A 23,196-nucleotide genomic window follows, 5' to 3' on the forward strand; every position below is an offset into this window, starting at 1 on the left:
GGTTTAAGGCCTCGGCTACCTTAGGCGTGTTCGCGACGAAGGTTGCTGAAGAGCCGACGGAAGTCGCGCCGACGGCTGCGGGCCGGGGCTGGATCGGATTCATGCTCTTCGATAATCAGAATGTCGCGGTCGTCGGCCGGAGTCGGCTGCCCGGTTGGCGCCGCGGCGACATGACGCGAGACGATCTCTTCGTCTTTGGCATACGGCGGCATGACGACGTCGACCGCCGCGACCAAGTCGTGGTTCGACTGAATCACCACCGGCGCCGGTTCTAGCAGCGACGCGATCTCGACCCCTTCGCGGCTATGGACCTGCTTCAGCACGTCGCGGGCGTCGCTGAGGGTGGCGTAACGATCGAGGATCACCTCTTCGGCGTCGAACGATTCTGCGAACGGATTCTTGAAGGCGCTCTCGAACTCAAGCTCCGCTTCCGGCGTCAGGTTCGCGTGGGGCTCGAAGTCGGCTTCGTTCGCGTCGATCCGCAAGGTCGCGGCGGCGTCTTCATCGGGCGCGTCCCGCTTGTGCTTCGGCGGGGCGGTGATGCGCGAGGGGAACTTGACCGATTGCGGCGGCTCTAGCTCATCATCGAGCGAACCGAATTCAAGCACGCCCTCTTCGCTCTTGGGGGCGTTGAACTCTTGCTGGCTGGTCGACCACGGTCCCGGCATCTGCTGCAGGTCGGCCCACGCTTCTTCGATGCCGCTGGCGTCAATTCGTTTGTGCGAGCCAAGCGACGCCAGCACCAACACGTGATCGCACAGCTGGTTGATCAAGCGGGGAACGCCGCTGGCGACATGGCTGACCGCCTCGAGCGCTTCGTCCGAAAAGACGACCTGCTGGGCGCCGGCTTCTTCCAACTGGTATTGGATGAACTCGGAGGTCTCGGCTTTCGAGAAGGTCTCCAAGTAGCAGCGTGCGGCGACGCGCTGGTTCAGCGAAGTGAGTCGCGGCGAGGCGAATCGTTCTTCCATCATCATGCCGCCTGCCAAGGCCAGGCTGACTAGCGATTCGCCCTTGTGCGAGATGTTGGTCAGCAGGCGGAGTTCGTCGAGCAGGCGAGTCGGCAGCGCGTCGGCTTCGTCAATAAAGATGATCAGCCCTTCGCGATCGTCTTCGGACGAATGGAGGAAATCGACCAGCGACAGACGCAGCTCGCCTTCTTCCAGACCACGGTAAGGGAGGCCCAGGTCGTACAGCAATGCCTGCAGGAGAGCGCGACGCGAGCAGACTCGACCGCACTGCAGGAACGAGATATGTCGCTGCGACTGCAGATCTTTGGCCAGCACCTTCATCAACAACGACTTGCCGAGTCCCGGTCCGCCGATCAGCAGGGCGGGGCCTTCGCCACGATGCAGGCAACGGCGCATCGTGCTACGGGCCGCTTCGGCCGCGGCTGACGGAAAATAATAGGCGGCATCGGCGGCCGCAGGAAAAGGGCGCCGCGTTAGTTGATAGAACGTTTCGTACATTGCTTATTTTTCCTAGGCTGTGCAGGTCTTGATGGCCGACTGCAAGCCAAGTCGTCGAAGTGATTTGCGCTGCGCAGGGTGCATTTCAAGCATCGGCAAAAACAGGGGTCGATCTCCACCGCGACCAAGTCGGAATCTGCTAAGGCTTCGCTAGTTTGCAAACTTCCAAAGTTGGTCTTGCGCGTTGTAAATCGCCGTGAACGGCTCATGCGTGAAGGTCCGCGTGAACTCGGGATCGACCAACAACGCCACCAGGATCAATCCGACCAGCGCTACCAGCGAGTACTCGCTAGCGACGATGGCAAACCGCGCCAGCGTGCGCGTGGCCGTTCGCTTGCGCGGCAACTGCGGTCCCCCGGCCAGCGGCAACTCGGCGGCGATCGCCACACCGGCCGCCGCGGCGATTTCGTCGGAGCTGACCAGGATCGCCTCTTGATCGGCGGTCGGAACGCAAAGGGCGGCGAAGCCTCCCAGCAGCGTCGCCACCGCCAGCAACATGCCGACCCGCGGCAGCGGAAAGTTGCCGCCAATCATGCCGACGATGTGCGCCGACTTGTCGGGGGTCGCCTGGATCGACGTATAGAAGCGATGGCCGTCGGCGGCGATCTGATGTTTGCCGCCAACCGATTGCAGCGACATCCGAGCCTGCACGACCGCCTGCTTCAAACGTTCATGTTCCGACTTCAGCTTTTCGACATTGACCGGCGGCAGTTGGGCGCCTTCGACCGAAGGAGGGGGATCGGCGAACCGCGGCACTTGCGTCAGCTGCGCTTCCAGCGCCGTGATCTGCGCTTTCACGTTGATCACAATCGGGTGCTCTTCGGTCCGCTGCGACAGCAAGACCGACAGCTCCGACTTTTGGTCCGAGATCTGTTGCTGTAGTTCTTGCCACTGCAGATTCTCTTCGATGACCGGGGCTTGGACGTCGACCTGCGGTTGGCGACCGGTGATGACGTCTCCATATTGTTGAACGAACTCGTCCAGATTCTGCTGCGACTGGACCAAGACGCTGCGGGCCGATTGATCGAGCTGAATCGCCGCGTCGCCAATCAGGTTGGCCTGGTCGTCGGCATGCTGGTCAAGCTCGTGTTGATAGGCTGCGCCGATCTGTTGGGCCAGCGAGATCGCCGCGGCGGTGGTGGGGGCGGTGGTCGCAATAGTGACGTCGGCGTGATGGCCGCCAGCGCGGGGGGTGATCGCAATCTCAATCCGCTGTCGCAGCTGGTCGACGGTGAGGGTGGAGTCCGCCTCTTTGGTCTGTTCGGCGACCCGCGACAACCCGTCATCCGACAACGTCTTGGTCTTGGCCTGCTCGACGACATTCAGAAGCGACGTTTCATCCGGCAGATCGGCCGAGACAAGAACTTCCAGTTCGGCAACGACCGACTCGACCGGCGTTCGACAGAAGTAGAGACCGATCGCGATCACCGCCAACGCCGTTACGACAAATGCGTAGGCGCGACTCCCTGCGTTGGATCGGGCTGGTTGCGTCGCCGAGTCTTCCACGTTCTCACTCCATCCTTGGGGCTGGCGGATGCTAGCTGTCCATGCCAACAATACGCCGTTGTCTATTCATCGGCGCCCAGTCGCTTGCGCTCCATCGGAATCGGTTGGTTCGCACTTCGAAATCGCCCGGGTAAAATAGAGGAATTCGAAACTCGCACCGCAGCCGCCGGAGTCGCTCGTTGTTTCAGCGCAAGATATGTGGAATCACCTCCGTCCAAGACGCCCAGGCGATGATCGCCGCCGGCGCCGATGCGCTCGGACTGAATTTCTATCCCCAGAGCAAACGGTTCCTCTCAGCCGAAATCGCGCCGGACGTTCGCCAGGCGATCCCGAGTGAAGTCGCCGCGGTGGGGCTATTCGTCAACGCCGATGTGGTGGACGTCGCCGCCGTCGCCAAAAAATTATCGCTCGACTGGGTGCAGCTGCATGGGGACGAGCCGCCCGAGTATTTGGCTCGGCTGCGGCAACTTGGCGCACCGCCGATCTTAAAGGCCTTCCGCTGCGGCCCTGATTGGAAAGTGGAGATCGCCCAGTTCCTTTCGCGGTGCGGCGATCTCGGCTGCCGTCCGGCGGCGATTTTGATCGACGGATTTCAGGCCAGCGCGTATGGCGGCACGGGGAAGACCGCCGATTGGAATGCGTTGGTCGATTGGCCTCAGTGGCTCAATTGCGAATGTCTAGTTCTGGCTGGGGGGCTGACGCCCGACAATGTTTCGGCCGCGATTGCTCAAGTGCGGCCGACCGCGGTCGATACCGCCAGTGGCGTCGAGAGCGAGCCCGGCAGGAAAGATCTGCAACTGGCGGCAAGTTATTGTGCAAATGTGAAGATCGCGATGGGCGAGTAAAAGCCCTGTAAAACCCGGCTTTGCTAGCGTTCGGGCATTTACGGACTTACTAAAGATTGGCTACATTTAACTATTCCCCAGGTAACCGGGGTACGCGGCGCCGTTGCGCAAGCCGCTCGCTTTGCGGTGTAACGAAGAATAGCCGCACATGTTTTACCAATTCAAAGAAGGAGACGTCTCCGTGTCGCAAGTTGAAAAGCTCCCCTACAAAGTCAAAGACATTAGCTTGGCCGCGTGGGGACGAAAAGAGATCCAGCTGGCCGAGGTCGAAATGCCCGGTTTGATGGCGCTCCGCGAACGGTATGGCAAGGACAAGCCGCTGAAGGGCGCCCGCATCGCCGGTTGCCTTCACATGACGGTCCAGACCGCGGTCTTGATCGAGACGCTGATCGAACTGGGCGCCGAGGTGACCTGGAGCAGCTGCAACATTTTCTCGACTCAAGATCACGCCGCCGCGGCGGTCGCCGAACGTGGCGTGCCGGTCTATGCCTGGAAGGGCGAAACCGACGAAGAGTTCGACTGGTGCATTGAGCAGACGATCATCTTCCCCGACGGTAAGCCGCTGAACATGATCCTGGACGACGGCGGCGACTTGACCGTCATGGTTCACCAGAAGTACCCGGAACTATGCGAAGGGATCCGCGGCCTGTCGGAAGAAACCACGACCGGCGTGCACCGTCTCTACCACATGTTCAAGAAGGGCGAGCTGAAGATGCCCGCCATCAACGTCAACGACTCGGTTACCAAGAGCAAGTTCGACAACTTGTACGGTTGCCGCGAATCGCTGGCCGACGGCATCAAGCGTGCGACCGACATCATGGTCGCCGGTAAGGTCGTGGTCGTCTGCGGCTACGGCGATGTCGGCAAGGGTTGCGCCCAGTCGATGCGTGGCTTTGGCGCCCGCGTGATCGTCACCGAAATCGATCCGATCAACGCCCTGCAGGCCGCGATGGAAGGTTTCGAGGTCACGACGGTCGAAGATTCGGTCGCCGAAGGCGATATCTTCGTCACCACCACCGGCAACCGCGACATCATCACCGGCGCCCACATGGAGCAGATGAAGAATGACGCGATCGTCTGCAATATCGGTCACTTCGATCTCGAGATCGACATGGCCTACCTGCTGAAGACGCCGGGCATCACCCGCGACACCATCAAGCCTGATTCGGTGCCGGGCGGTCCGCTCGATCGCTTCACCTTCGCCGACGGTCACTCGATCCTGGTTCTGGCTGAAGGCCGCCTGGTTAACCTCGGTTGTGCGACCGGTCACCCGTCGTTCGTCATGTCGAGTTCGTTCACCAATCAGGTGATTGCTCAGCTCGAACTGTGGCAGAACTCCGACAGCTACCCGATCGGCGTCCATGTCTTGCCGAAGCACCTGGACGAAGAAGTCGCCCGGTTGCACCTCGACAAGCTCGGCGTGAAGCTGACCAAAATGACCCAAACCCAGGCCGACTACATCGGCGTGCCGGTCGAAGGTCCTTACAAGCCGGATCACTACCGCTACTAAATCGAATCGATCGGCCTTGCCCAGATCGGCTGGGCAGGTTGACCTGAGATAGGCTTGGGGGCTGCGACGTATAGTTCGCGGCCCCCTTTTTTGTTCTTATCGCACAGATTTGTTTTCACCGCACTGAGACGAGTAAGCATCGAATGCCAGAGATTCAAGCAATTCGCGGACTCCGCTACGACCTGGGCCACGTCGGCTCGCTCAGCGACGTCGTCGCACCGCCCTACGATGTGATCGGTCCCGAGCTACAGGATGAGTTGTACAAAAAGCATCCGGCCAACGCGGTGCGGCTGATCCTGAACCGCGAAGAGCCCGGGGACGACGACGCCAACGATCGCTACCACCGAGCCGAGCGCTTTTTGAAGACCTGGATCCGCGAAGGGGTTCTCTCGCAAGAAGCCGACCCGGCGATCTACGTCTATCACCAAGAGTTTGAAGCGGCAGGAACCAAGTACGTCCGCCACGGCTTTATGGCCGGGGTGAAGCTGGTTCGCTTTGGCGAAGGGAACATCTACCCACACGAGGAAACCCACTCGTCGGCCAAGGCGGATCGCCTGAAGTTGTTCAACGCGACCAAAACCAACCTGAGCCAGATCTTCGGCCTCTATCCCGATCCGGGCAATCAGACCCAGAAACTGCTCGACGACTACGTGATCGATAAGACGCCGCTGGTCGCGACCGATCACCTGGGAGTCGTGCATCGTCTGTGGCCGGTGACCGATTTGCCGATCATCTCGCAGGTCGCCACCGCGATCGCCGACGCCCCGATGTATGTCGCCGACGGGCATCACCGGTTTGAGACCGCCTGCAATTACAAAGACCAATTGGCCGAGTCGGGCGAACTGACCGCGGGCCATCCGGCCAACTACGTGATGACGATGCTGGTCAGCATGAGCGACGACGGAATGATCGTCCTGCCGACGCATCGGATGTTTCGCGGTCTGCCCGCGATGAGCTCCAGTGACCTGGTCGCCAAGCTGGGCGACTACTTTGACGTCGCCCTGGCCGGGCAAGGCGCCGAGCAGGCCGACATGATCTGGACCGACATCGCCACCGCCGACAACCAGGGGCAGATCGGTTTCTACTGTCCGATCGACAACACCTGGGTGATGGCGACGATCAACGAAGCGGGCATGACCAAGATGGCCGAGATCGCCGCTGAGCATAGCGAGGACTGGCAAGGACTGGGCGTTTCGATCCTGCACGGGTTGGTGATTGAGAACTTGCTGGGCGCCAAGGATCTGCCGAAAGCCAACTACGTGCACTTGGTGAGCGAAGTGGAGGAAGGGATCGAAAAGGGAGATCCCGACAACGGCGGTCAGCCCTATCCGTTGGCGGCGATCGTCATGCCGGCGACGATCGATCACATTCGCAGCATCAGCGAACATGGCGAACGGATGCCCGCCAAGAGCACCTACTTCTATCCGAAGCTGCTCAGCGGGCTGGTCTTCAATCCGCTTGCCAAGACGTCAAGCTCCTAGCCAATCGTCACCGTTTCACGTGAAACGCGACCAACACAAGGGCGTGCCGGGCAAATGTTCGGGACGCCCTTTTTGCGTAATTTGGGCGTTTCACGTGAAACAGGCGAAATCGTGCCGGATCTCCGTTTCACGTGAAACATGCCGATTTCCGTTTTTCACGGGGGAAATGACATTCCGCGTTTGCGCGCTTCCTCGCTAGAATCTCCAACCGCACATCGCCAAGTGGCGGTGAGCGACCGAACGTGAGGGGACCTGTGGCTCGAATCATCTGCATCGCGAATCAGAAGGGAGGCGTCGGCAAGACGACCACCGCCATTAACTTGGCCGTGGCGCTGGCCAAGTCTGCCCAGAAGACGTTGCTGATTGATCTCGATCCGCAGTGTAATGCGACGACCGGATTGAGCCTGACGCCGACCGACCGGCATCCGCTGGTCCTGCAGCAGTCGCTGCGGGAAGCGATCCAGCCGACGGCGCTTCCTGGGCTCGACCTGTTGCCGGGCAGCCGCAGCTTCCAGGATGTCGAAACGTTGGCGTCGGACGATCAGCCGCAGGCTGCCGTGCTGGAGTCTCATCTGGAGCGCGGCATGGCGGGCTACGACTTCGTCCTGATCGACTGTCCCCCGTCGGTCGGCAAGCTTACGCAAACGGCCCTCTCGGCTTCGACCGAGGTGCTGATGCCGATCCAGTGCGAGTACTTCGCGATGGAAGGTCTGACGCAGATGATCCAGGTGATCCGCAGCGTCATGCAAAAGAAGCCGGACCGATTGGCGTTTGGCGGGATCGTGCTGACGATGCACGATCCACGATTGGAATTGACCGCCGAGGTCGAGGACGAGGTCCGCGACTTTTTCGGCGAAGTGGTTTTCGACACCGTGGTGCCCCGGGACGTGCTCGTTAGCGAGGCGCCCAGCCACGGTTGTTCGGTCCTTGATCATGCGCCCCGCTCACGAGGAGCGCGGGCTTACATTGAACTATGCATGGAGGTGTTGGAGCGTGACTAAGCAAAAACGGCTGGGACGTGGGTTGGCGGCCCTGTTGGGCGGGCCGATGGATGAGAATGGCGCTCCGATGGAAGCCCCGATCGAAGCGGGCTCGCCGCGCGTCTACAACCCCGACCATCAGGAACAGCCAGCGGCTGAGGCTCCAGCGGCCCCGGCCGAGGTTGGCGGCGAGCGGCTATTGAAGCTGCCGGTCGAAGAGATCGACGCCAACCCGTACCAACCGCGGCAAGAGTTCAACGACGAAGAGATCGCCGAGCTGGCGCAAAGCCTCCAGCAGCATGACATGCTGCAGCCGATCGCCGTTCGCCAGGTGGACGGGCGTTACCAGTTGATCTCGGGCGAACGTCGTCTGCGGGCCGCGATCGTCGCCGGTTGGGACGAAGTGCCGGTTCGCGTCTTCGAGGCGGACGACCAGACGGTGGCCGAGTTGGCGATCGTGGAGAACCTGCAGCGGAAAGACCTGAACGCGATTGAAAAGGCGATGTCGTTCGAGCGGTACCTGCACGAGAACGGCTGCACCCAATCGGAACTTGCCGAGCGGATCGGCGTCGATCGCTCGACCGTGGCGAACCTGCTGCGTCTGCTCGAACTGCCGGAGCCGGTAATGACCGCCGTGATGACCGGTGAACTGACCGCCGGACATGCCCGGGCGCTGCTGCCGCTGGGGGAAGAAGGAATCCAGGTCGAGTTCGCCCGGCGGATCTTTGCAGAGGGCTGGAGCGTCCGTGGCGCCGAAGAGGCGGTCCAGGATTATATTCACGCCAGCGACGGCCCGGCCACGATCAAGGTGCCGGTCAAAAAGGGGCGCGTGGTCAGCGACCAGGTCGCCTCGCTGGAGCAGGAGTTCCGGATGGCCCTGGGGACCAAGGTCGACATCAAGCAATCGGCCCGCGGCGGCAAGATTGTGTTGCACTTCAAGGGGAACGACGAATTCGACCGGATTCGGGACCATTTGCTGGGCGGGGCGACCGAACTGCGGAAAGCCGGCTAGAAAAACGTGCCGGCTTGTGTAAGGATGTATAGCGTACGTGTCATTGCCAGGTTCCCGCTCGGCGGATAAGATCGGGGACTAACTCGGGGTGTAGCGCAGCCTGGCTAGCGCATCTGCTTTGGGAGCAGAGGGTCGCAGGTTCGAATCCTGTCACCCCGACTTGCCTTCGGCAAGTAGAGAGTAGAGGGGAGAAAGTAGAGCAGTAGAAAGAAAGGGGTCTCGGCCGAAATTGCCGGGGCTGTCTCGAAATCTAGCCGCTCAGCTTTCTCCCACTCTACTCGGTCTACTGTTCTCCTTTCTACTCACTTCTTCGAGTAGCATCACATAGACCAACAACGTCGCGCTATCTCTTCTCCCCTCGGATATCTCATGCCCTACGATCTCAAACCTCTCTTCCAACATCCCCCCTCGCGATGCCAAATCGTCCGCTACGCCAAGCCAAACGACCCGACCGTGCATTTGCAATGGCTCAAACCGGGCGACTACACCGATATCTTAGAAGAGGACGAAGAAATGTTCGGTCACCTGACCACATTTGGACCCGCGGGATATCTGTGCGTGTTTGCGGCGGATGAGCTTTGAGGGGGCGGCGTGATACCCAGCGTATCGCTACCGCACCCAACCAAATCGATCCGTCGGCCCGACAATCAACCAGGCCCGGCCGACAATCCGCTGCGGCGGTACTGGCCCGTTGAAGCGGCTGTCGTCGGAATCTTTGAGGTCGTCCCCCAGCACATAATAGCCGTCGCCGCAGGGGATTGGATGGCCGTCGACCAGGTTGCCGAACTTCAGATACTTGAGGTCGAGCGACGGCGGAAATTCGACCGGTTTGCCGTCGACCAGCAGTTCGCCGGAGCGGTCCATTTGGACCGTTTCGCCCGGCAGGGCGACGACCCGTTTCATTCGCTTGTCGCCGATGTCGGAGATGAACGTGATCACTTCCCAGCGGCGCGGGCGGCGAAACCAGCGGGTGACCTTCTCGGTAATCACGCGATCGCCGTCGTCCGGATTGGTCCCGACTAGCGTCGGCGCCATCGACGGCGAGATGACGACGGCGTAATCCATCGTCAGCCAGTAGAACCCGACGATGGCGCCAAAGATCGCCAAACCGCGCTCCACATAGCGCAGCATTTTGCGACCCGCGGCGGCGTAACGTTTGCCGGCGGGCGCGTCGTTATTCGGTTTCGGACTGGCTGGCTTCAGCATCACGGACCGCTTGTTCGATTTGCATTTGTCGCTCTTCCCACTTCAGCTTGGCTGACCGGGTCGCTCCCATGCAGGGAGTCAAGGTTCCCCCCAGCAGTACCAGGGCGCCGGCCCCAGCGATGATAAACAGTATCGCATCGACGGCGCGGCTCTTCAGCGGCGTGGATGGCGGCAAAGTCTCAGCAACAGGCGGCAGGTCTGCTAGCGACTTGTCGTCGGTCGGTTTTTCGTCCATCGGTGCACCTTACGAAGTGGTGAGTACATGCGTCTGTAGGACGCGGTTTGTTTCGCGACTAGAGGCCTGATCTAACAGGCAGAGCAAGCGATCCGGGCGATTAACGTCACCGGTTCGAATGTAGTTGCTGCAGCGGCAGATCTTGGTGTTGCAAATTGATTGCAAGACGCAGGGGGTACACTCGGCGATCTGCATACCCGGTAGGGAAGGGCGGTCGAGGAAATCGTCGCCGCTGTGAACATCGCCGGAGAGCCGCATCGGATTGTCAGGCTCATCGGCGCCAACGAGACGCTCGCAGGGATAAAGGTTGCCCGCCGGAGCGACCGCGATCTCGGCATGGCCAAATCCGCAGCGGGCTGTGTCGGAAATCGGCACGCCGGAGGCCCGCACTACTTTTTCGTCGAACCAACTGACGCTGATGTCGGGAAGTCGCGACGCCCAAAAGTCAGCGGCGCCGGCAATCGCGGTTTGCAAACGCTCGCCATCGGCTTGATTCCAGGTCGTCCACAGATTGAGCGACGGATCGAATTGGCGGACGCCGAGCGAATAAAGGTGCTGCATACCGGCGGAGAGCGAATCGACGTTGCTTGGCTCCACCACCATGACGACGTTGAATTCTTTGCCCACGTCACGCAGTCGCGCCATCATTGTTTCGACGCGCTGCGAACTAGGCGTTCCATCGACCGTCAGACGCTTGGCGTCATGCACGTTCGGCAAACCATCGTGGCTGATCGCTAAATGCAGATCGGGCAGCGTCATTACCTGCCAAGCGGCCGGCGAGTCGATCGTTCCGTTGGTCGTCATGCTGAGCGATAGTTGCACGCCCCGCTCTTCGGTCGCCACGCGAGCATATTGCACCAGATCGAGGATCAGCTCCGCTTCGATCAACGGCTCGCCCCCGAAGAAGGCGAGTTCGATCGCTCCGTCCCGGCGGATCGAACACAGGGCTCGGTCGATCCCCTGTCGTCCGACGCCCGCCGACATCGGGCGTTTGATTTTTGCGCCGGTATAACAGTACGAGCAACGAAGGTTGCACGCGTGATTGACGACCAGCGTTAGGCCGAATTTTGCGTGCATTTGCGTTGCTCCTTCCCGCTGGATTGGTTCCGCCAAAGGCTGGCGTGCGTTCCCCCTTGGTAGGTGTATTATCCTGGAAGTCGCGGTTTGGGCAAGCATCTTGCGCCCTTGATCGAACAAGTATGGGGCGAACTCTCGCCGTCGCTCCGCTACGATAGAAATGCTGATGCATTGCGCATCGCATGATCGCCATTGGATGGGTTTTTTCTGAGTCGGTCGATGGTCATACTCAGCCGTTCAGCACGACGTTTCGGCGATTGTTCGCCCAAAGTTGGTCTGATAAAGTAGACGGTTTCGATTCCCGCAACGCCGATTCGGCCCGCACAAGGGAGAGTTCGTGGACGCCATTTCCGATGGTCACTACTACCGTAAGCAACTCGATTGCAAGAGCGGGATTATCGCGTGGAGTCATCGGTCCCGATTTCGCGTAGGGCTAGATCTTGTTGGGTCGTCGGTTCCCAAGTTGCTCGACTACGGTTGCGGCGACGGAACGTTTCTGGGGATGGCCTCCAACCAAATCGAAGAAGGAGCCGGCGCGGATATCGCGGTCGAGCAAATCGTCGACTGCCGAAAACGACTGGCGTCGATTCCTAACCTCTCGTTTTATGAAATCAGCGATCTCGCCGAAGAGCGTCACGCGGGCGCCTACTCGGTCGTGACCTGTATGGAAACGCTGGAGCATTGCCCGGCGCCGAGCGTCGAAATCGTGCTGAGCGATTTGGCTCGCCTGGTCGCTCCGACGGGCAAGGTGATCATTAGCGTTCCGATCGAGATCGGGCCGACGTTTGTGCTTAAGTCGGCGGTTCGGCGAATGGCGGCTTGGCGGGGCCTGAGCGACTATCGCCACTACGAGAAGTACGCGTTTCGCGATTCGCTACGAATGATCTTCGCCAATAAGTCGACTGAGTTCGATCGTCCGGTCTACGGTACGTCGCATTCGCACTATGGGTTCAACTGGCGGGCGATGCGGCAGATAGTTCGCAACCACTTGAAAATCGAACGGACTCTCTTCTCCCCCATCGGATTCTTAGGAGGTTGGTTCAGCAGCCAAGCCTGGTTTGTGTGCCGTCCGCGGAATCAGAACGCGACGCCGTAGTAGTCGCTACCACTACTTCTTCTCCCCTTGGCTCGCCGCATTAACAGCCTGCGTGCGGGCCGCTTCTTCCTTGCGGACATTCGGGCCATGCGGGTCGAGCCAGATGGGAGCGATGTTTTCCGCATCCCATTTCTTGATCATGTCGGCCAGCTGTTTCGCTTTTTCGGGGCGGGTGCTAGCAAGGTCGTCGATCTCTTTGCCGTTAGGATTGCACTCGTGGCCGAATCGCTGTTGGTAGCGTCCCGAAAGCAAACCAGCCCGGCTGGGACTGCAGTAGGGATGAGTCACGTAGCCGGCGTCAAAGATCACACCTGATTGCGCGAGCGCATCGATATGAGGCGTCGGTATCTCGCGACATCCCTGAAAGCCGGCGTCGCTGAAGCCCTGATCGTCGGTGACGATGACGATGACGTTGGGACGCTGCTCGACCGCAAAGGCGGGGGAACCGGCGCAGGCCAACAGACCGACCACGGTCGCGAGAATTTGACGTTTCATGGTGCTATAGCCCGAGATCGGTAGGGCATTTGGCTCAGCGGAAATTGGGAGGGATAATGCCAGAGTTTAGTATCCGCCCGCATGGGGTGCAAACTTCGCCGATCGCGCCGCCACGGATCCGCCGGTCCGCTAGATCACTTGGATCGCTTGCACCAGCGCTTCGATATCCTTTCGCTTCGTATACGCATGCGCCGATACTCGGATGAAGACGCGATCCTGCCAGCGAATCACTGGGATCTCGATTCGAAATTCGTCGTGCAGCCGCGACTTCAGCGCGTCGGTATCTGTGCAGCGTGCCGTGACGTCGATCAGCCCCATCTGACGGAAGAACTCGTCAGGATGCACTCGCTCAATCCCCTCAATTTGCGACGCCAGTTCGACCGCCTGGCGCACCAAGTCTTGCGACCGCTGACGAACCTCCGGCGTGACTTGTTCTCGTTGCCAGGCGATCGCCGCCGGAACGGCCAGGTACGCGGCCGGGTCGTAGGTGCCCAGCCACTCATGATGTTCGATGAACTCGTTCTCGCGATGGAACGTTTTGTTGGGGCCCCAGCCCCAGCCGACGATCAGCGGATCGATCATCGCCTGGCGATCTTCACGGACGTAGAAGATGCCAGAGCCTTTGGGGGCGCACATCCATTTGTGGCAGGTCGCCGTGTAGAAGTCGGCGCCGATCTCGGTCAAATTGACGTCGATCTGGCCCGGTGCGTGGGCGCCATCGACCATCGTCAAGATTCCCGCATCCCGGGCTCGCTGGCAGATTTGGGCGACCGGCAAAGTCAGCGCTGTGGGCGAGGTGATCTGACTGATGAAGATCAGCTTGGTGTTGGGGGTGACTCCCTGCCAGAACTGTTCGACGATCGCTTCGTTCGATTCGACCGGCAGCGTGATCGGCTGTTGGACGACGCGGAACCCTTTTTGCTTCGCGGCGAAGTCAAACGCAAATTGACACGCGCCATATTCATGGTCGGTCAGCAGGACCTCATCGCCCGGTCCCAAAGCAAGCGAGCGGGCGATCGTGTTGGCGGCGAAGGTTGGATTGGGGACGAAGACGATCTCGTGCGATCGTGCGCCAAGATATTCCCCAACTAACTGTCGCGCGTCAGCCAACAGGGGCGGAAGCTCTCGCTGCAAGAAACGAACTGGCTGTCGCTCTAGTTCCCGTTGCCAACGGACGTACTCGTCGAACACGGCTCGCGGGCAAGCGCCAAACGAGCCATGGTTGAGAAAGATGACGTCAGGATCGAGCAGAAAGTCAGGCATCAATTGGGCCGTTGCGGTTGCAAAGATTCGATTCGTTCGACTCGCCGGGCAGCTAGCACGGCGAACCCATTGAATCAGTTTCGGCCCATGGCGCGGAGTAGGGGCGAGATAGAAGAAAACTGGGTTGCGATCAATTTTCGCTTGAACGATGGGAGGGTCGCATCTGCGGTTTTGCCTGAACCCCCTAACAGCCGTAACTGTCGGTAATACGAGTGCAAAATTTTGCGCGGCCGCCAAGCAAACGGGGGCGGACGGCGCCGTTTAAGACTTTCCTTCCTAAGGTTGCGATGATGTCAGGTCGAATCTGTTTTATTGGTCTCGATGCGCCTCAGAACGCGTATTTCTTGTCCCAGGTTCCGGGAGCGGTCGTGGCCCATGAAATGCTGCCGAAGATCGTCGTTCAACAGGGCCGCCTGTTGGTCGACGCGTCGAGCGGATTCGGGATGACGGCCGTTTCTAAGGTGGTGTTCCACGGCATCTTTGAACACGACCATGATCTCATTGCAGGGCTCGCGGTGTGGGGAGGCCCTTGCTTGCCTAATGCGAAAGCGATGATGGACTGTCGCTTGAAACTGCCGTGCCTGGTTCGGGCGCTGCGGTTTTCGGAGTTCGCTGCTCCTGCGCGTGGTTTTGCCTCGGCCGGTGCGACCTATTTCGCAGAATCGAACCATGTCGCCAAGTGGGGGGATTGGCACTGTGGCGAAAATAAACAGGAGTTTAGCGGCGACTGGCAAGCCGATGAGTCGTCGATTGTCGAACCGTTTCTGGCCGGAGGCGCGGTGCGGGTCGTCGTCATCGGCGATCAATTCTAGCAGATCAAGCTGGAGGGGGACGGTTGGTTGAAATCGATACATCATCCGACGGCGGAGATTATCAAGCCTGATCCACGATTGGTACGAGATACGCAGCGCGTCGCCCAAGCGTTCGGACTCGAGATCGCGGCGAATGACTATATCGTTTCGCCCGACGGACAGCCGCATTTGCTGGAGGTGAATCACATTCCGAACGTGACCCGCTTTCCCGAGATCTGGAACGCCTATGCGCAATTCGTTTTGCAGTGGCTGGCTGTGGATTAAGAAGTAGCGGATCCGTTGAGACAGCGCAAGAAAAAAGAGAGATAGATTGCCCGAGAAAAAATCGCCGCCATCTTGTTGGCGGCGAACGGGTTTGACGCTTTTTTTCGTCAACTGCTGCTCTATAATCCTAGGCGACTGTTTACTCTCCCTCGCTGGCAGGCCAGGGAGACTCCTTGTCGAATAAACCTCCCCCACTTTATTCGTCGCCGACTCTGGTCGATCCGGGAAGTCGTTCTCCTGATTTGATTTCGCCGCCTGATGATGGGCGCGGAACCAATTCGGCGCTTCCGGCGCCGGAGTGGAAGGACTTGATTGAAGTGAGCGACGCGACCCTCTCCTCCGCCAACGATGGTTCTGATTCAAAACAACGGTTGGTCGACGCCATCCGCCAAGAGTTTGCGGAACAGTGGGGCATTGGTCGGCGACCTGACATCGCGGAGTATCTTGGACGGGTCGATGGAGAGACGCGCAAGCGACTGCTGGTAGCGCTCCTGAAAATTGACGTCCAACATCGCCGCCAAGTGAGCGAGCCGCCGCGGTACGACTCGCTGGCCGTCCGCTATCCGGAACTTCAGGCCGACGTCAGTCTGGCGCTGTTTAACTTGCTCGATCAAACTATCGCCCCGCAAAACGCTGCAGCGAACGAAGCTAACGAGACGCTGCCGGCCGACTCCAATTACGAACGCGAGCTGGCCAGTCAGCCGCTGTTGGCGAGCGGCACCCAGTTCGGTCGCTATGAGCTGCTGAACGTGATTGCCCGCGGCGGAATGGGGGTGGTGTTTCGGGCTCGCCAGATCGACGCCAACCGGATCGTGGCGCTCAAGATGATTCTCAGCGGTCAACTGGCGGGGCAAGAGGAGATTCAGCGTTTCAAGACCGAGGCGGAAGCGGCCGCTCGGCTCGATCATCCCAACATCGTGCCGATCTTCGATGTCGGGCAGCAAATGGGCCATCACTTTTTTACGATGGCCTTCATCCCGGGCGAGAGTCTGTTCCAACGGATGCGGAGTTCGACGCTCAGCACCCGCGGGGCGGCCGACATTATTCGCACGCTCGCCTCCGCGATCCAGTACGCGCATAGCAAAGGGATCATTCATCGCGATCTTAAGCCTGCCAACATTCTGATCGATGAAGATGGCAATCCCCGCATCACCGACTTCGGCCTTTCGAAGGTGCTCGATGGTCGATCGGAATTGACCGGAACGGGGCAGCTGCTGGGTACGCCTGCCTACATGTCGCCCGAGCAAGCGTCCGGCAACATGTCGCAGGTTGGTCCATTGTCAGACGTCTATTCGCTGGGGGCGATCTTGTATGAGCTGATCGCGGCCCGCGTTCCGTTCAGCGGTGAGAACGTCGTTAGCCTGCTGTCGCAGATCTGCACGCAAGAACCGCCATCGCTCCGTTCGATCTCGCGCTTGGCCGACACCGATATCGAAACGATCTGCATGAAGTGCCTCGACAAAAGTCCCGAGCGTCGCTACGCATCGGCCGGAGAACTGGCCGATGATCTGGGGCGGTATCTGCGGGGCGAGCCAATTCTCGCCCGGCGTTTGACGCGAGGGCAACGGATCGCCCGGTGGTGCAAACGTCGCCCGCTGATCGCGACCCTGTCGGCCGGACTCGCCGCGTCGCTGTTGATTTTTGGAACGTCGACGCTCTACTTCGCCGCCACCACACGGCAGCAAGGGACGCTGGTCGCCGCCGAACGCGAACAGGCGACCGAGATGCTGGACGTCGCCCGGTTGGCGGTCAACGAAATGGCGGAGCAGGCGAAGTTGCTGGCCGACGTGCCCCGGGCCGAAACGCGACGGCAAGAGCTGCTCGCCAAAGCGACCGAATTTTATACGCGGTTTGTGCAACAGCGGCCGAACGACAGCGGGCTACGTCATCAAACGGCGGTATTGCATCAATCGATGGGCAACCTCTTTCGCCAACTGGGCGAGTTCGATTCCGCCGAAGAGGCCTTTGCGACCTCTATTGAGTTGTTGACCGATCTGCAGACGGAAGAGCCGACCGCCCCGAAGCATCGCCGCCAACTTGCCGAAAGCTACATCTGGTTGTCGGTCCTGCTCAATCCGCGGGACATCGACGGAGCGCTCGAGGCGGTCAACAAGGCGGTTGCGATTCAAGAGGCGAATACGTCGACCGCGGGCAACGAAGAGACCGACCAGTATGGTTTGGCCCGCGCGCTCTACAACCGCGGTATGTTGCTCGACGAATATGGAGAATCGCCCGCCGCCGAGCAAGACTACCAGGCGGCGATTGAAAAACTGCGGCGCCTCGTTGAGGACGAAACGGCGGTCGACCACGACAAGCTACGACTCGATCTTGGCCGGACGCTGAACAACTACGGCAATCTGTTGAAAAAGACCGAGCGACTGGAAGAGGCACGCGACCGGATTGGCGAAGCGGTAACGCTGCATGCCGGCGGTGATCTGAGCCCCGAAGAGCAGGAAGACCTGGCGATCTTCCAGAACAATCTCTCCAACACGTTGGCCTCATTGGGAGATTTGCCGGCCGCCGTTATGGCGAACGAGAACGCGGTTGAACTGCTGGAGAGTCTCGTCATTCAGTTCCCTCGGTATGTACATCTCAAGAGCGAGCTTGCCAACACTTTGAACAGCCGAGGAGCGCTCGCCGGACGGCAGCGGGAACTCGATCAGGCGGCCGACTACTTCAAGCGATCTGAGACGATCCTGGCGCAGCTGTCGGACGAGTACCCCGATCACGCCGGATATGGGCTGCGGCTCGGTAATTCTAAGTACAACCGCGCCTTGGTGTTTCATATCCAGAAGAAGCCGGCGGAAGTTCAGTCGCTGTTAGATGAGGCGCTGCCGCTGCATATCAAGGCCTTTGTGACCAATACCCAGAACGACGAGTTCGCGCAGAGCTTGCGTAACGACTTCGTGCTGGCCGTCAAATCGAACCAGGCCAGCGGCGACGTCGCGTCAATGATGACGATGATCGAAGCCTATCTTCAGGCGTTCCCTGATGATCCGGCGGCGCGACTGCAGGCCGCAAAGTGGCTGGCCAGCGGCGCTTTGCTGCTGCAAGAGCGAGAGTCGTCATCGCCGAACGCGCAAGATGCGCTCTCTGCCGATGCACTGCGAGAAAACGCCGTCGCCCAGCTAAGAAAGGCGTGGGAACTAGGCGACCCGCTCGATTCGCTGCAGGTGGGAGAGACGCTCGCCGAGGCGTTCCTGCCGCTGCAAGATCAAGCAGAATTCCAGCAACTGCTGGCCGAGCGATCGACCGTGGATGACTAGCAGTCCGTTGATTTTCTCAACAGGCTGCTAGAAACGAATCGCGTATTCGGCTCGCAAGATATCGTGGTACCAGACGTCGCCCGTTAGTGCGCGACCGTAGCCGACGTAGACGCTATGGCGCGATTGCGTGTAGCGGAGGCCAAACTTGCCGTTGACGATCGTATCGCCATCGACGTCGATGATCGTCGCCATGGTCGGCGTCGCAGGCACAGTCGCCAAGCCGTCGAGGATTGACCAGCCAACGAACTCGGTGACGGCCGTCAGCTTCTTCGTCTCGCATCCGCAGGGCGACGAGAACTGAAACAGATCGTGCCCCACTCCGACGCCGTATCGCAGGATCGGACCCGAGAAGCGCCCTTGCGGAACGACCGTCGACTCCAGCGGCGTCCAGACGCGGAACTCGCTTTCGAGCATCGTCTGCGGACCAAGGCGGCGAGCGTATAACAACGCAGGCTCAATGGTCGCATGGCTTGTGCCAAGTTTCCGCGAACCGTCGCCGGTCGGCGCGTAGACCCGTATCTGGCCGGTGAGGATGTCGCATTCGCTTTCTAGCAGTATGCCTTTAACGCCCACCTGCAGATCACTGAAGCCGGCGGTGTTTGCGGAGATGTCAGGGTTGACCATGCGTACCGGCGCATCGATGAAGAGGGAGACGTTGGAAGCGACCGCCAGCTCTAGATAGGTCCAGAACTCTTGATAGTCGACGTTGGTTTCGGCAGGCGAGATCGGTGCGCCGGTTGCCGCGGTCGACGCACGGTAAAAGAACTCGGCGCGGTCAGGCGTTGGGTTGTCGTAGGCCGAATCGAACCGGAAACGAAGTTGCGAACCGGGGAAGGCTGAATCGATGTAGCCGACGTTGGTATCGGACGTCGAGAACTCTTGCGCAGCCGTCACGCTTGCCAGGGATAGCAGCGTTAGCAGAGACATCAGCCAGCAAGTTGTCGAAATCGGTCTCGCCATGGAACAGCCGCCTTCAAGAATATGCGCTAGATCGTTCAAGTCGATAGCATTGGTTCCATCGACCTTGCTGCAAGCGTGACTTGAGTGAAGAGCCGTTCTGGGTATGAAAGCCTGCGTTTGAGTCGTACCGCAGGCGATCTGCGGGGTCCAGGCGGCTTGGGCAGGGACTTGCGCTTTAGCCTCGGTCGCCAGCGACTTGCTCAGAAACCAACTGCCGGGGATGCGGCGTGACGGCGCGAGCCGGAAGCGAGGTAAGCGCGACGAAGATCGTTTCAGTGTCGGGATCGGCCCAGGCCAGCGTCCCGGTCGAGCCAGAGTGCCCAAACGTTTCTTCCGAGCATCCTACGCCCCCAAGTGTAGTTCCAACGTCGAACCCAAGGCCGCGCGACTTGATCCCGGCGCCGTTTTGATTCGACCGCATCAATCTGGCCGTGTCGGGCGCCGAACAATGCGTCGTGCCCCACGGCGAACCAAGTTTGCGCCAGTAGAGACTGTTCCAGTCCCAAGTCTTGGCGGTCGGGTCGCCGCGCCCCGCTTCTGGCGCGGCGAATTCGGTTTGACTGGGAACCATCTCGGCAAGCGAGAACTTGCCAAGTCCTTGCGCCGAGCAGATACATCGAGTCGGCGGTCGTATCGGCGCCGTACGCCCGGGTAAAGGTATTTCCCTTGCGGACCACATGCAGGGTCGCCGAGTTAACCTGGCCGCTGGTCGTCGCTTTCGTCAAGATCTTGTCCGCTTCGTCGATTCCACGCGGCTGAACGGCGGCGAAGAGACGCCCGCTCATTCCCATGACTAGGCTCCACTTGAGGATTTGACGACGATGCATTGGAGTAGCTTTCGAGATAGGCGGGAGTCGCACAGGCGACCGATTGGAAGGGGGAGCGTTCATTCTCAACTCCCCAAAAACGTCGTCGCAAGTCGATCGGACGAAGAGTCTCGCGATAATTCTAGGGAAAAATGAGCGTGCTTTTGGTCAAAGTGGCCCCGTCGGCCATTGCAAAGATGCGCAAGGGAAAAACAGAGAATAGATAACAATGGGACGACCGCTGTCTCGCCAAGAGCGGCAATTATAATACGGAAGGTAGCCGCAGCCTTTCTCCGCCCACAGGAATCTCTCCCATGCCGCGTTTTCGTACGTCGCCGTCGCGCCTCTGGCTCGGCATTCCGTTTGTCTTGACGATCCAACTGGTCCTCGGCTCTCCGCAAGCTGGCTGGGCGAAAGACGAGGCGCCGGCCGACGGCGTCAAAGAAGAGACGACGACGCTGAAGCTGGAAGATGCCGGACGTTCGATCCCGGTCGAGACTCGCGTCGTCACCCAGCATGAAGTTACGGTCAAGGGAGAGAAGATTCCGTACGAGGCGACCGTCGGCACGCTGCCGGTTTGGGATGGCGAGGGGAAGCCGATCGCGACGTTGTTCTACACCTACTATCGCCGCACCGATGTCGAAGATGCCGAGCGTCGGCCGCTGTTGATTTCGTTCAACGGCGGACCGGGTTCGGCTTCGGTTTGGATGCACTTGGCCTACACCGGGCCGCGGATGATCAATATCGATGACGAAGGTTACCCCGTTCAGCCGTATGGCCTGCATGAGAACCCGCACTCGATCTTGGACGTCGCCGACATCGTCTACGTCAATCCGGTCAACACCGGCTATTCGCGGGTGGTAGGCGAAAAGGTAAACGCCAGCCAGTTCTTTGGCGTCAATCAAGACATTTCTTACCTGGCGGAATGGATCAACACGTTCGTCACACGTGTCAATCGCTGGCAGTCGCCCAAGTATCTGATCGGCGAAAGCTACGGCACGACGCGGGTGTCGGGGTTGGCGTACAAGCTGCAGGATAGCCAGTGGATGTATCTGAACGGCGTGATCCTGGTCTCGCCGACGGACCTGGGGATCGATCGCGAAGGCCCGGTCGGCGCCGCGAATCGTTTGCCCTACTACGCGGCGACCGCCTGGTACCACAACAAGCTGTCGAAGAAGCTGCAGCAGCAAGACTTGCTGGAAGTGCTGGAACAGGCCGAGAAGTTTACGATCGACAAACTGCTGCCGACGATGACCCGCGGCGCGTGGGCGAGCGACGACGATCGCCAAGAAGCGATCAAGACGTACGCGAAGTACTCGGGCCTCAGCGAAGCGGTCGTCGCCCAGCACAATCTGGATGTGCCGACCAACTTCTTTTGGAAAGAGCTGCTGCGTGACGAAGGGCAAACGATCGGGCGGTTGGATTCACGCTACAAAGGAATCGATCGTCAGGACGCCGGAAACTCTCCCGATTTCAACGCCGAACTGGCGTCGTGGCTCCACTCGTTCACCCCGGCCGTCAACTGGTACTTCCCCAACGAACTGAAGTTCAAAACCGACGTCAAATACAACATGTTTGGCCCGGTTGGGCGTTGGGATCGCAATGGCGATCGCACCGGCGAGAACCTGCGGCAAGCGATGGCGATGAACCCGTACTTGAAGGTGATGATCCAGTCTGGCTACTACGACGGCGCCTGCACGTATTTTGACGCCAAATACACGATGTGGCACTTGGATCCGAGCGGCCGGATGAAAGATCGCCTGAGCTATAAAGGCTATCGCGGCGGACACATGATGTATCTGCGTTCGGAAGACATCGAGCTGGCGAACGACGACATCCGGGAGTTCATCAAAGCGTCGCTGCCGAAGGAAGGAACCCCGGCGCGATACGAGTAGAGGATCGCGTTCGCAGCGTCGCCGACGACTAGTTGCTGTCGGCGATGTCTTGCAGGTTGACCAACCGCAGCCGACCGAACGGATTGTGCATCGGGCTGTCGGGCGGAAAGTCATCGCTCGTGTTCTCGACAACTTGCAAGCGAAAGCCCTTGAGATCGGCGATCAAGTGCCCGACTTCGATCGGCTTGTCGCCGCGGCAGACGTAACGCAGCAGTTCGATAATCTCGTCCCCGTTCTCGTTGATGTCGGATAGCGACATCTGCAGGTCGGGATAACCGAGTGCGTGCATCCCCATGGTGTGGGCCTCGCTCTCGCCACGGATGATTGAGACATAGGCGAAGCTGAGTGCGTCGGAGTTACCGGCGGCCGTCATCTCGATCCAGTCGCGGCCGCCATGAGCCAAAGCGCAATTGTCGATGAAGACGCCTGCACCCCCTGCATCGATGATCGCGGTGGCGCACTCCATCATCTTTTGCGCCGCCTCGAGCGATCCGCCTGGTCCTTTGAGCCCCACATTGACCGAGTAACGAGAGACGGTTTCCATCTCCTCCGCCGTCGGCGTCTCGCGATAAGAAGAGGCGAAGATCTGAGCGAAGCGATCATCGGGCGGCATCGGGATGAACTCGACGCTGGTCCCGTCAGGCAAGAACATCGAATCCGGCGTCAGACGAAATCCCTCTGGCAATCGCTCGATTAGCTCGCCGGGATGCGCCCAAACGCCAGGTATGCGGAAGGCGATCGAAGGGGATGGGAACGTCTCATGCATGGCGCTAACTCGCTTCTCTGGAGAGGGGGGCGGTGTGGCCATTAGGGCAACCAACGGCGGGAAAGTCAATCGTTTTTCTTGGCGAGCCGGGCCTTAGAGCGGTTTTCCTCCATCTGTATCGTTGTGGCTGGTTGTGGCCGCGCTGGTCGGCGTTGACCTGCATCGACGAATCTTGAGGATTCGCCTGCTTCGGTCGCCTTGACCAGCTTGCCTCACCAACGCCAGAAACGCTACTGCTATCAGAAAAACGCT

At 59.9% G+C, this 23,196-nt stretch carries 21 protein-coding genes and 1 tRNA gene; 12 read left to right on the top strand and 10 right to left on the bottom strand.

Annotated elements, in window-relative coordinates; all coding sequences use genetic code 11:
* Nucleotides 1–20 precede the first annotated feature (20 nt).
* Together Enr8_RS15920 and Enr8_RS15925 are read right to left on the bottom strand one after the other, a co-directional pair.
* A complete protein-coding gene (locus tag Enr8_RS15920) occupies nt 21–1,469 on the bottom strand; it encodes an ExeA family protein (protein WP_146433257.1) in 1,449 nt (482 codons plus the stop codon).
* Nucleotides 1,470–1,619: 150 nt separating this feature from the next.
* Complete coding sequence (locus tag Enr8_RS15925) at nt 1,620–2,975, bottom strand: hypothetical protein (RefSeq protein ID WP_146433259.1); 1,356 nt, start codon at nt 2,973–2,975, stop codon at nt 1,620–1,622.
* A gap of 179 nt (nt 2,976–3,154) precedes the next feature.
* Here Enr8_RS15925 and Enr8_RS15930 point away from each other — a divergent pair, with 179 nt between their 5' ends.
* The 7 genes from Enr8_RS15930 (at nt 3,155) to Enr8_RS15960 (ending at nt 9,385) form a co-directional block, all read left to right on the top strand.
* A complete protein-coding gene (locus Enr8_RS15930; RefSeq protein WP_146433261.1) occupies nt 3,155–3,820 on the top strand; it encodes a phosphoribosylanthranilate isomerase in 666 nt (221 codons plus the stop codon).
* Between the two features lie 148 nt (nt 3,821–3,968).
* Entirely contained in the window at nt 3,969–5,330 is a 1,362-nt protein-coding gene (gene ahcY / locus Enr8_RS15935; RefSeq protein WP_186767688.1) for an adenosylhomocysteinase, read from the top strand.
* Between the two features lie 143 nt (nt 5,331–5,473).
* Entirely contained in the window at nt 5,474–6,811 is a 1,338-nt protein-coding gene (locus Enr8_RS15940; protein ID WP_146433266.1) for a DUF1015 domain-containing protein, read from the top strand.
* A gap of 254 nt (nt 6,812–7,065) precedes the next feature.
* Nucleotides 7,066–7,812: a ParA family protein gene (locus Enr8_RS15945; protein ID WP_146433268.1), complete on the top strand. Its 747-nt coding sequence runs from the start codon at nt 7,066–7,068 to the stop codon at nt 7,810–7,812.
* Nucleotides 7,805–8,803 (top strand): ParB/RepB/Spo0J family partition protein, encoded by a 999-nt coding sequence (locus tag Enr8_RS15950; RefSeq protein ID WP_246120101.1) that lies wholly within the window; start codon nt 7,805–7,807, stop codon nt 8,801–8,803. Before Enr8_RS15945 ends, Enr8_RS15950 begins: the two co-directional genes overlap by 8 nt.
* An 84-nt stretch (nt 8,804–8,887) precedes the next feature.
* A tRNA-Pro gene (locus Enr8_RS15955) sits at nt 8,888–8,962 on the top strand.
* A gap of 210 nt (nt 8,963–9,172) precedes the next feature.
* Entirely contained in the window at nt 9,173–9,385 is a 213-nt protein-coding gene (locus Enr8_RS15960) for a hypothetical protein (RefSeq protein ID WP_146433270.1), read from the top strand.
* 27 nt (nt 9,386–9,412) lie between these two features.
* On the opposite strand, the gene lepB is transcribed toward Enr8_RS15960, so the two are convergent.
* Genes lepB through Enr8_RS15975 form a run of 3 tightly spaced genes read right to left on the bottom strand, consistent with a single transcriptional unit; the run spans nt 9,413 to nt 11,321 of the window.
* Nucleotides 9,413–10,009: a signal peptidase I gene (lepB, locus tag Enr8_RS15965; protein ID WP_146433272.1), complete on the bottom strand. Its 597-nt coding sequence runs from the start codon at nt 10,007–10,009 to the stop codon at nt 9,413–9,415.
* The gene (locus Enr8_RS15970) at nt 9,978–10,244 is read right to left on the bottom strand and encodes a hypothetical protein (RefSeq protein WP_146433275.1); all 267 of its coding nucleotides are present in this window, start codon (nt 10,242–10,244) and stop codon (nt 9,978–9,980) included. The genes lepB and Enr8_RS15970 overlap by 32 nt, the downstream gene beginning before the upstream one ends.
* Nucleotides 10,245–10,253: 9 nt before the next feature.
* Complete coding sequence (locus Enr8_RS15975) at nt 10,254–11,321, bottom strand: radical SAM protein (RefSeq protein ID WP_186767689.1); 1,068 nt, start codon at nt 11,319–11,321, stop codon at nt 10,254–10,256.
* 337 nt (nt 11,322–11,658) lie between these two features.
* Here Enr8_RS15975 and Enr8_RS15980 point away from each other — a divergent pair, with 337 nt between their 5' ends.
* A complete protein-coding gene (locus Enr8_RS15980; RefSeq protein ID WP_146433279.1) occupies nt 11,659–12,417 on the top strand; it encodes a class I SAM-dependent methyltransferase in 759 nt (252 codons plus the stop codon).
* A gap of 12 nt (nt 12,418–12,429) precedes the next feature.
* Here the strand turns inward: Enr8_RS15980 and Enr8_RS25835 are convergent, their stop codons facing one another.
* Nucleotides 12,430–12,912, bottom strand: coding sequence for a sulfatase family protein (locus tag Enr8_RS25835; RefSeq protein WP_222434875.1), 483 nt, complete (start codon nt 12,910–12,912; stop codon nt 12,430–12,432).
* Between the two features lie 129 nt (nt 12,913–13,041).
* The gene (locus Enr8_RS15990) at nt 13,042–14,175 is read right to left on the bottom strand and encodes an aminotransferase class V-fold PLP-dependent enzyme (protein WP_146433282.1); all 1,134 of its coding nucleotides are present in this window, start codon (nt 14,173–14,175) and stop codon (nt 13,042–13,044) included.
* A gap of 368 nt (nt 14,176–14,543) precedes the next feature.
* Between Enr8_RS15990 and Enr8_RS15995 the strand changes: the two genes are divergently transcribed.
* The 3 genes from Enr8_RS15995 (at nt 14,544) to Enr8_RS16005 (ending at nt 18,517) form a co-directional block, all read left to right on the top strand.
* Nucleotides 14,544–14,987, top strand: coding sequence for a hypothetical protein (locus Enr8_RS15995; RefSeq protein WP_146433284.1), 444 nt, complete (start codon nt 14,544–14,546; stop codon nt 14,985–14,987).
* A 27-nt stretch (nt 14,988–15,014) separates the two neighbouring features.
* Nucleotides 15,015–15,251, top strand: a complete 237-nt coding sequence (locus tag Enr8_RS16000) for a hypothetical protein (protein ID WP_146433286.1) — start codon at nt 15,015–15,017, stop codon at nt 15,249–15,251.
* A 173-nt stretch (nt 15,252–15,424) separates the two neighbouring features.
* Nucleotides 15,425–18,517 (top strand): protein kinase domain-containing protein, encoded by a 3,093-nt coding sequence (locus tag Enr8_RS16005; RefSeq protein WP_146433288.1) that lies wholly within the window; start codon nt 15,425–15,427, stop codon nt 18,515–18,517.
* 27 nt (nt 18,518–18,544) lie between these two features.
* Here Enr8_RS16005 and Enr8_RS16010 read toward each other — a convergent pair whose 3' ends face one another.
* Both Enr8_RS16010 and Enr8_RS16015 read right to left on the bottom strand, forming a co-directional pair.
* Nucleotides 18,545–19,477, bottom strand: coding sequence for a hypothetical protein (locus Enr8_RS16010; RefSeq protein WP_146433290.1), 933 nt, complete (start codon nt 19,475–19,477; stop codon nt 18,545–18,547).
* A 175-nt stretch (nt 19,478–19,652) separates the two neighbouring features.
* Nucleotides 19,653–20,048, bottom strand: a complete 396-nt coding sequence (locus tag Enr8_RS16015; RefSeq protein ID WP_246120102.1) for a beta-lactamase family protein — start codon at nt 20,046–20,048, stop codon at nt 19,653–19,655.
* 549 nt (nt 20,049–20,597) lie between these two features.
* Between Enr8_RS16015 and Enr8_RS16020 the strand changes: the two genes are divergently transcribed.
* Entirely contained in the window at nt 20,598–22,178 is a 1,581-nt protein-coding gene (locus tag Enr8_RS16020) for a S10 family peptidase (protein ID WP_146433293.1), read from the top strand.
* Between the two features lie 28 nt (nt 22,179–22,206).
* On the opposite strand, the gene Enr8_RS16025 is transcribed toward Enr8_RS16020, so the two are convergent.
* Entirely contained in the window at nt 22,207–22,944 is a 738-nt protein-coding gene (locus tag Enr8_RS16025; RefSeq protein ID WP_146433295.1) for a hypothetical protein, read from the bottom strand.
* Nucleotides 22,945–23,196: the final 252 nt, after the last annotated feature.

Source organism: Blastopirellula retiformator (assembly GCF_007859755.1).
Lineage (GTDB): Bacteria > Planctomycetota > Planctomycetia > Pirellulales > Pirellulaceae > Blastopirellula > Blastopirellula retiformator.

Bases quoted from the DNA above. Each gene is read 5' to 3' on its own strand.
- Enr8_RS15920 (WP_146433257.1), bottom strand. From the start codon at position 1,469: ATGTACGAAACGTTCTATCAACTAACGCGGCGCCCTTTTCCTGCGGCC.
- ahcY (WP_186767688.1), top strand. From the start codon at position 3,969: ATGTTTTACCAATTCAAAGAAGGAGACGTCTCCGTGTCGCAAGTTGAA.
- Enr8_RS15940 (WP_146433266.1), top strand. From the start codon at position 5,474: ATGCCAGAGATTCAAGCAATTCGCGGACTCCGCTACGACCTGGGCCAC.
- Enr8_RS15960 (WP_146433270.1), top strand. From the start codon at position 9,173: ATGCCCTACGATCTCAAACCTCTCTTCCAACATCCCCCCTCGCGATGC.
- lepB (WP_146433272.1), bottom strand. From the start codon at position 10,009: ATGCTGAAGCCAGCCAGTCCGAAACCGAATAACGACGCGCCCGCCGGC.
- Enr8_RS15970 (WP_146433275.1), bottom strand. From the start codon at position 10,244: ATGGACGAAAAACCGACCGACGACAAGTCGCTAGCAGACCTGCCGCCT.
- Enr8_RS15975 (WP_186767689.1), bottom strand. From the start codon at position 11,321: ATGCACGCAAAATTCGGCCTAACGCTGGTCGTCAATCACGCGTGCAAC.
- Enr8_RS25835 (WP_222434875.1), bottom strand. From the start codon at position 12,912: ATGAAACGTCAAATTCTCGCGACCGTGGTCGGTCTGTTGGCCTGCGCC.
- Enr8_RS15990 (WP_146433282.1), bottom strand. From the start codon at position 14,175: ATGCCTGACTTTCTGCTCGATCCTGACGTCATCTTTCTCAACCATGGC.
- Enr8_RS16010 (WP_146433290.1), bottom strand. From the start codon at position 19,477: ATGGCGAGACCGATTTCGACAACTTGCTGGCTGATGTCTCTGCTAACG.
- Enr8_RS16015 (WP_246120102.1), bottom strand. From the start codon at position 20,048: ATGGTTCCCAGTCAAACCGAATTCGCCGCGCCAGAAGCGGGGCGCGGC.
- Enr8_RS16020 (WP_146433293.1), top strand. From the start codon at position 20,598: ATGCCGCGTTTTCGTACGTCGCCGTCGCGCCTCTGGCTCGGCATTCCG.
- Enr8_RS16025 (WP_146433295.1), bottom strand. From the start codon at position 22,944: ATGCATGAGACGTTCCCATCCCCTTCGATCGCCTTCCGCATACCTGGC.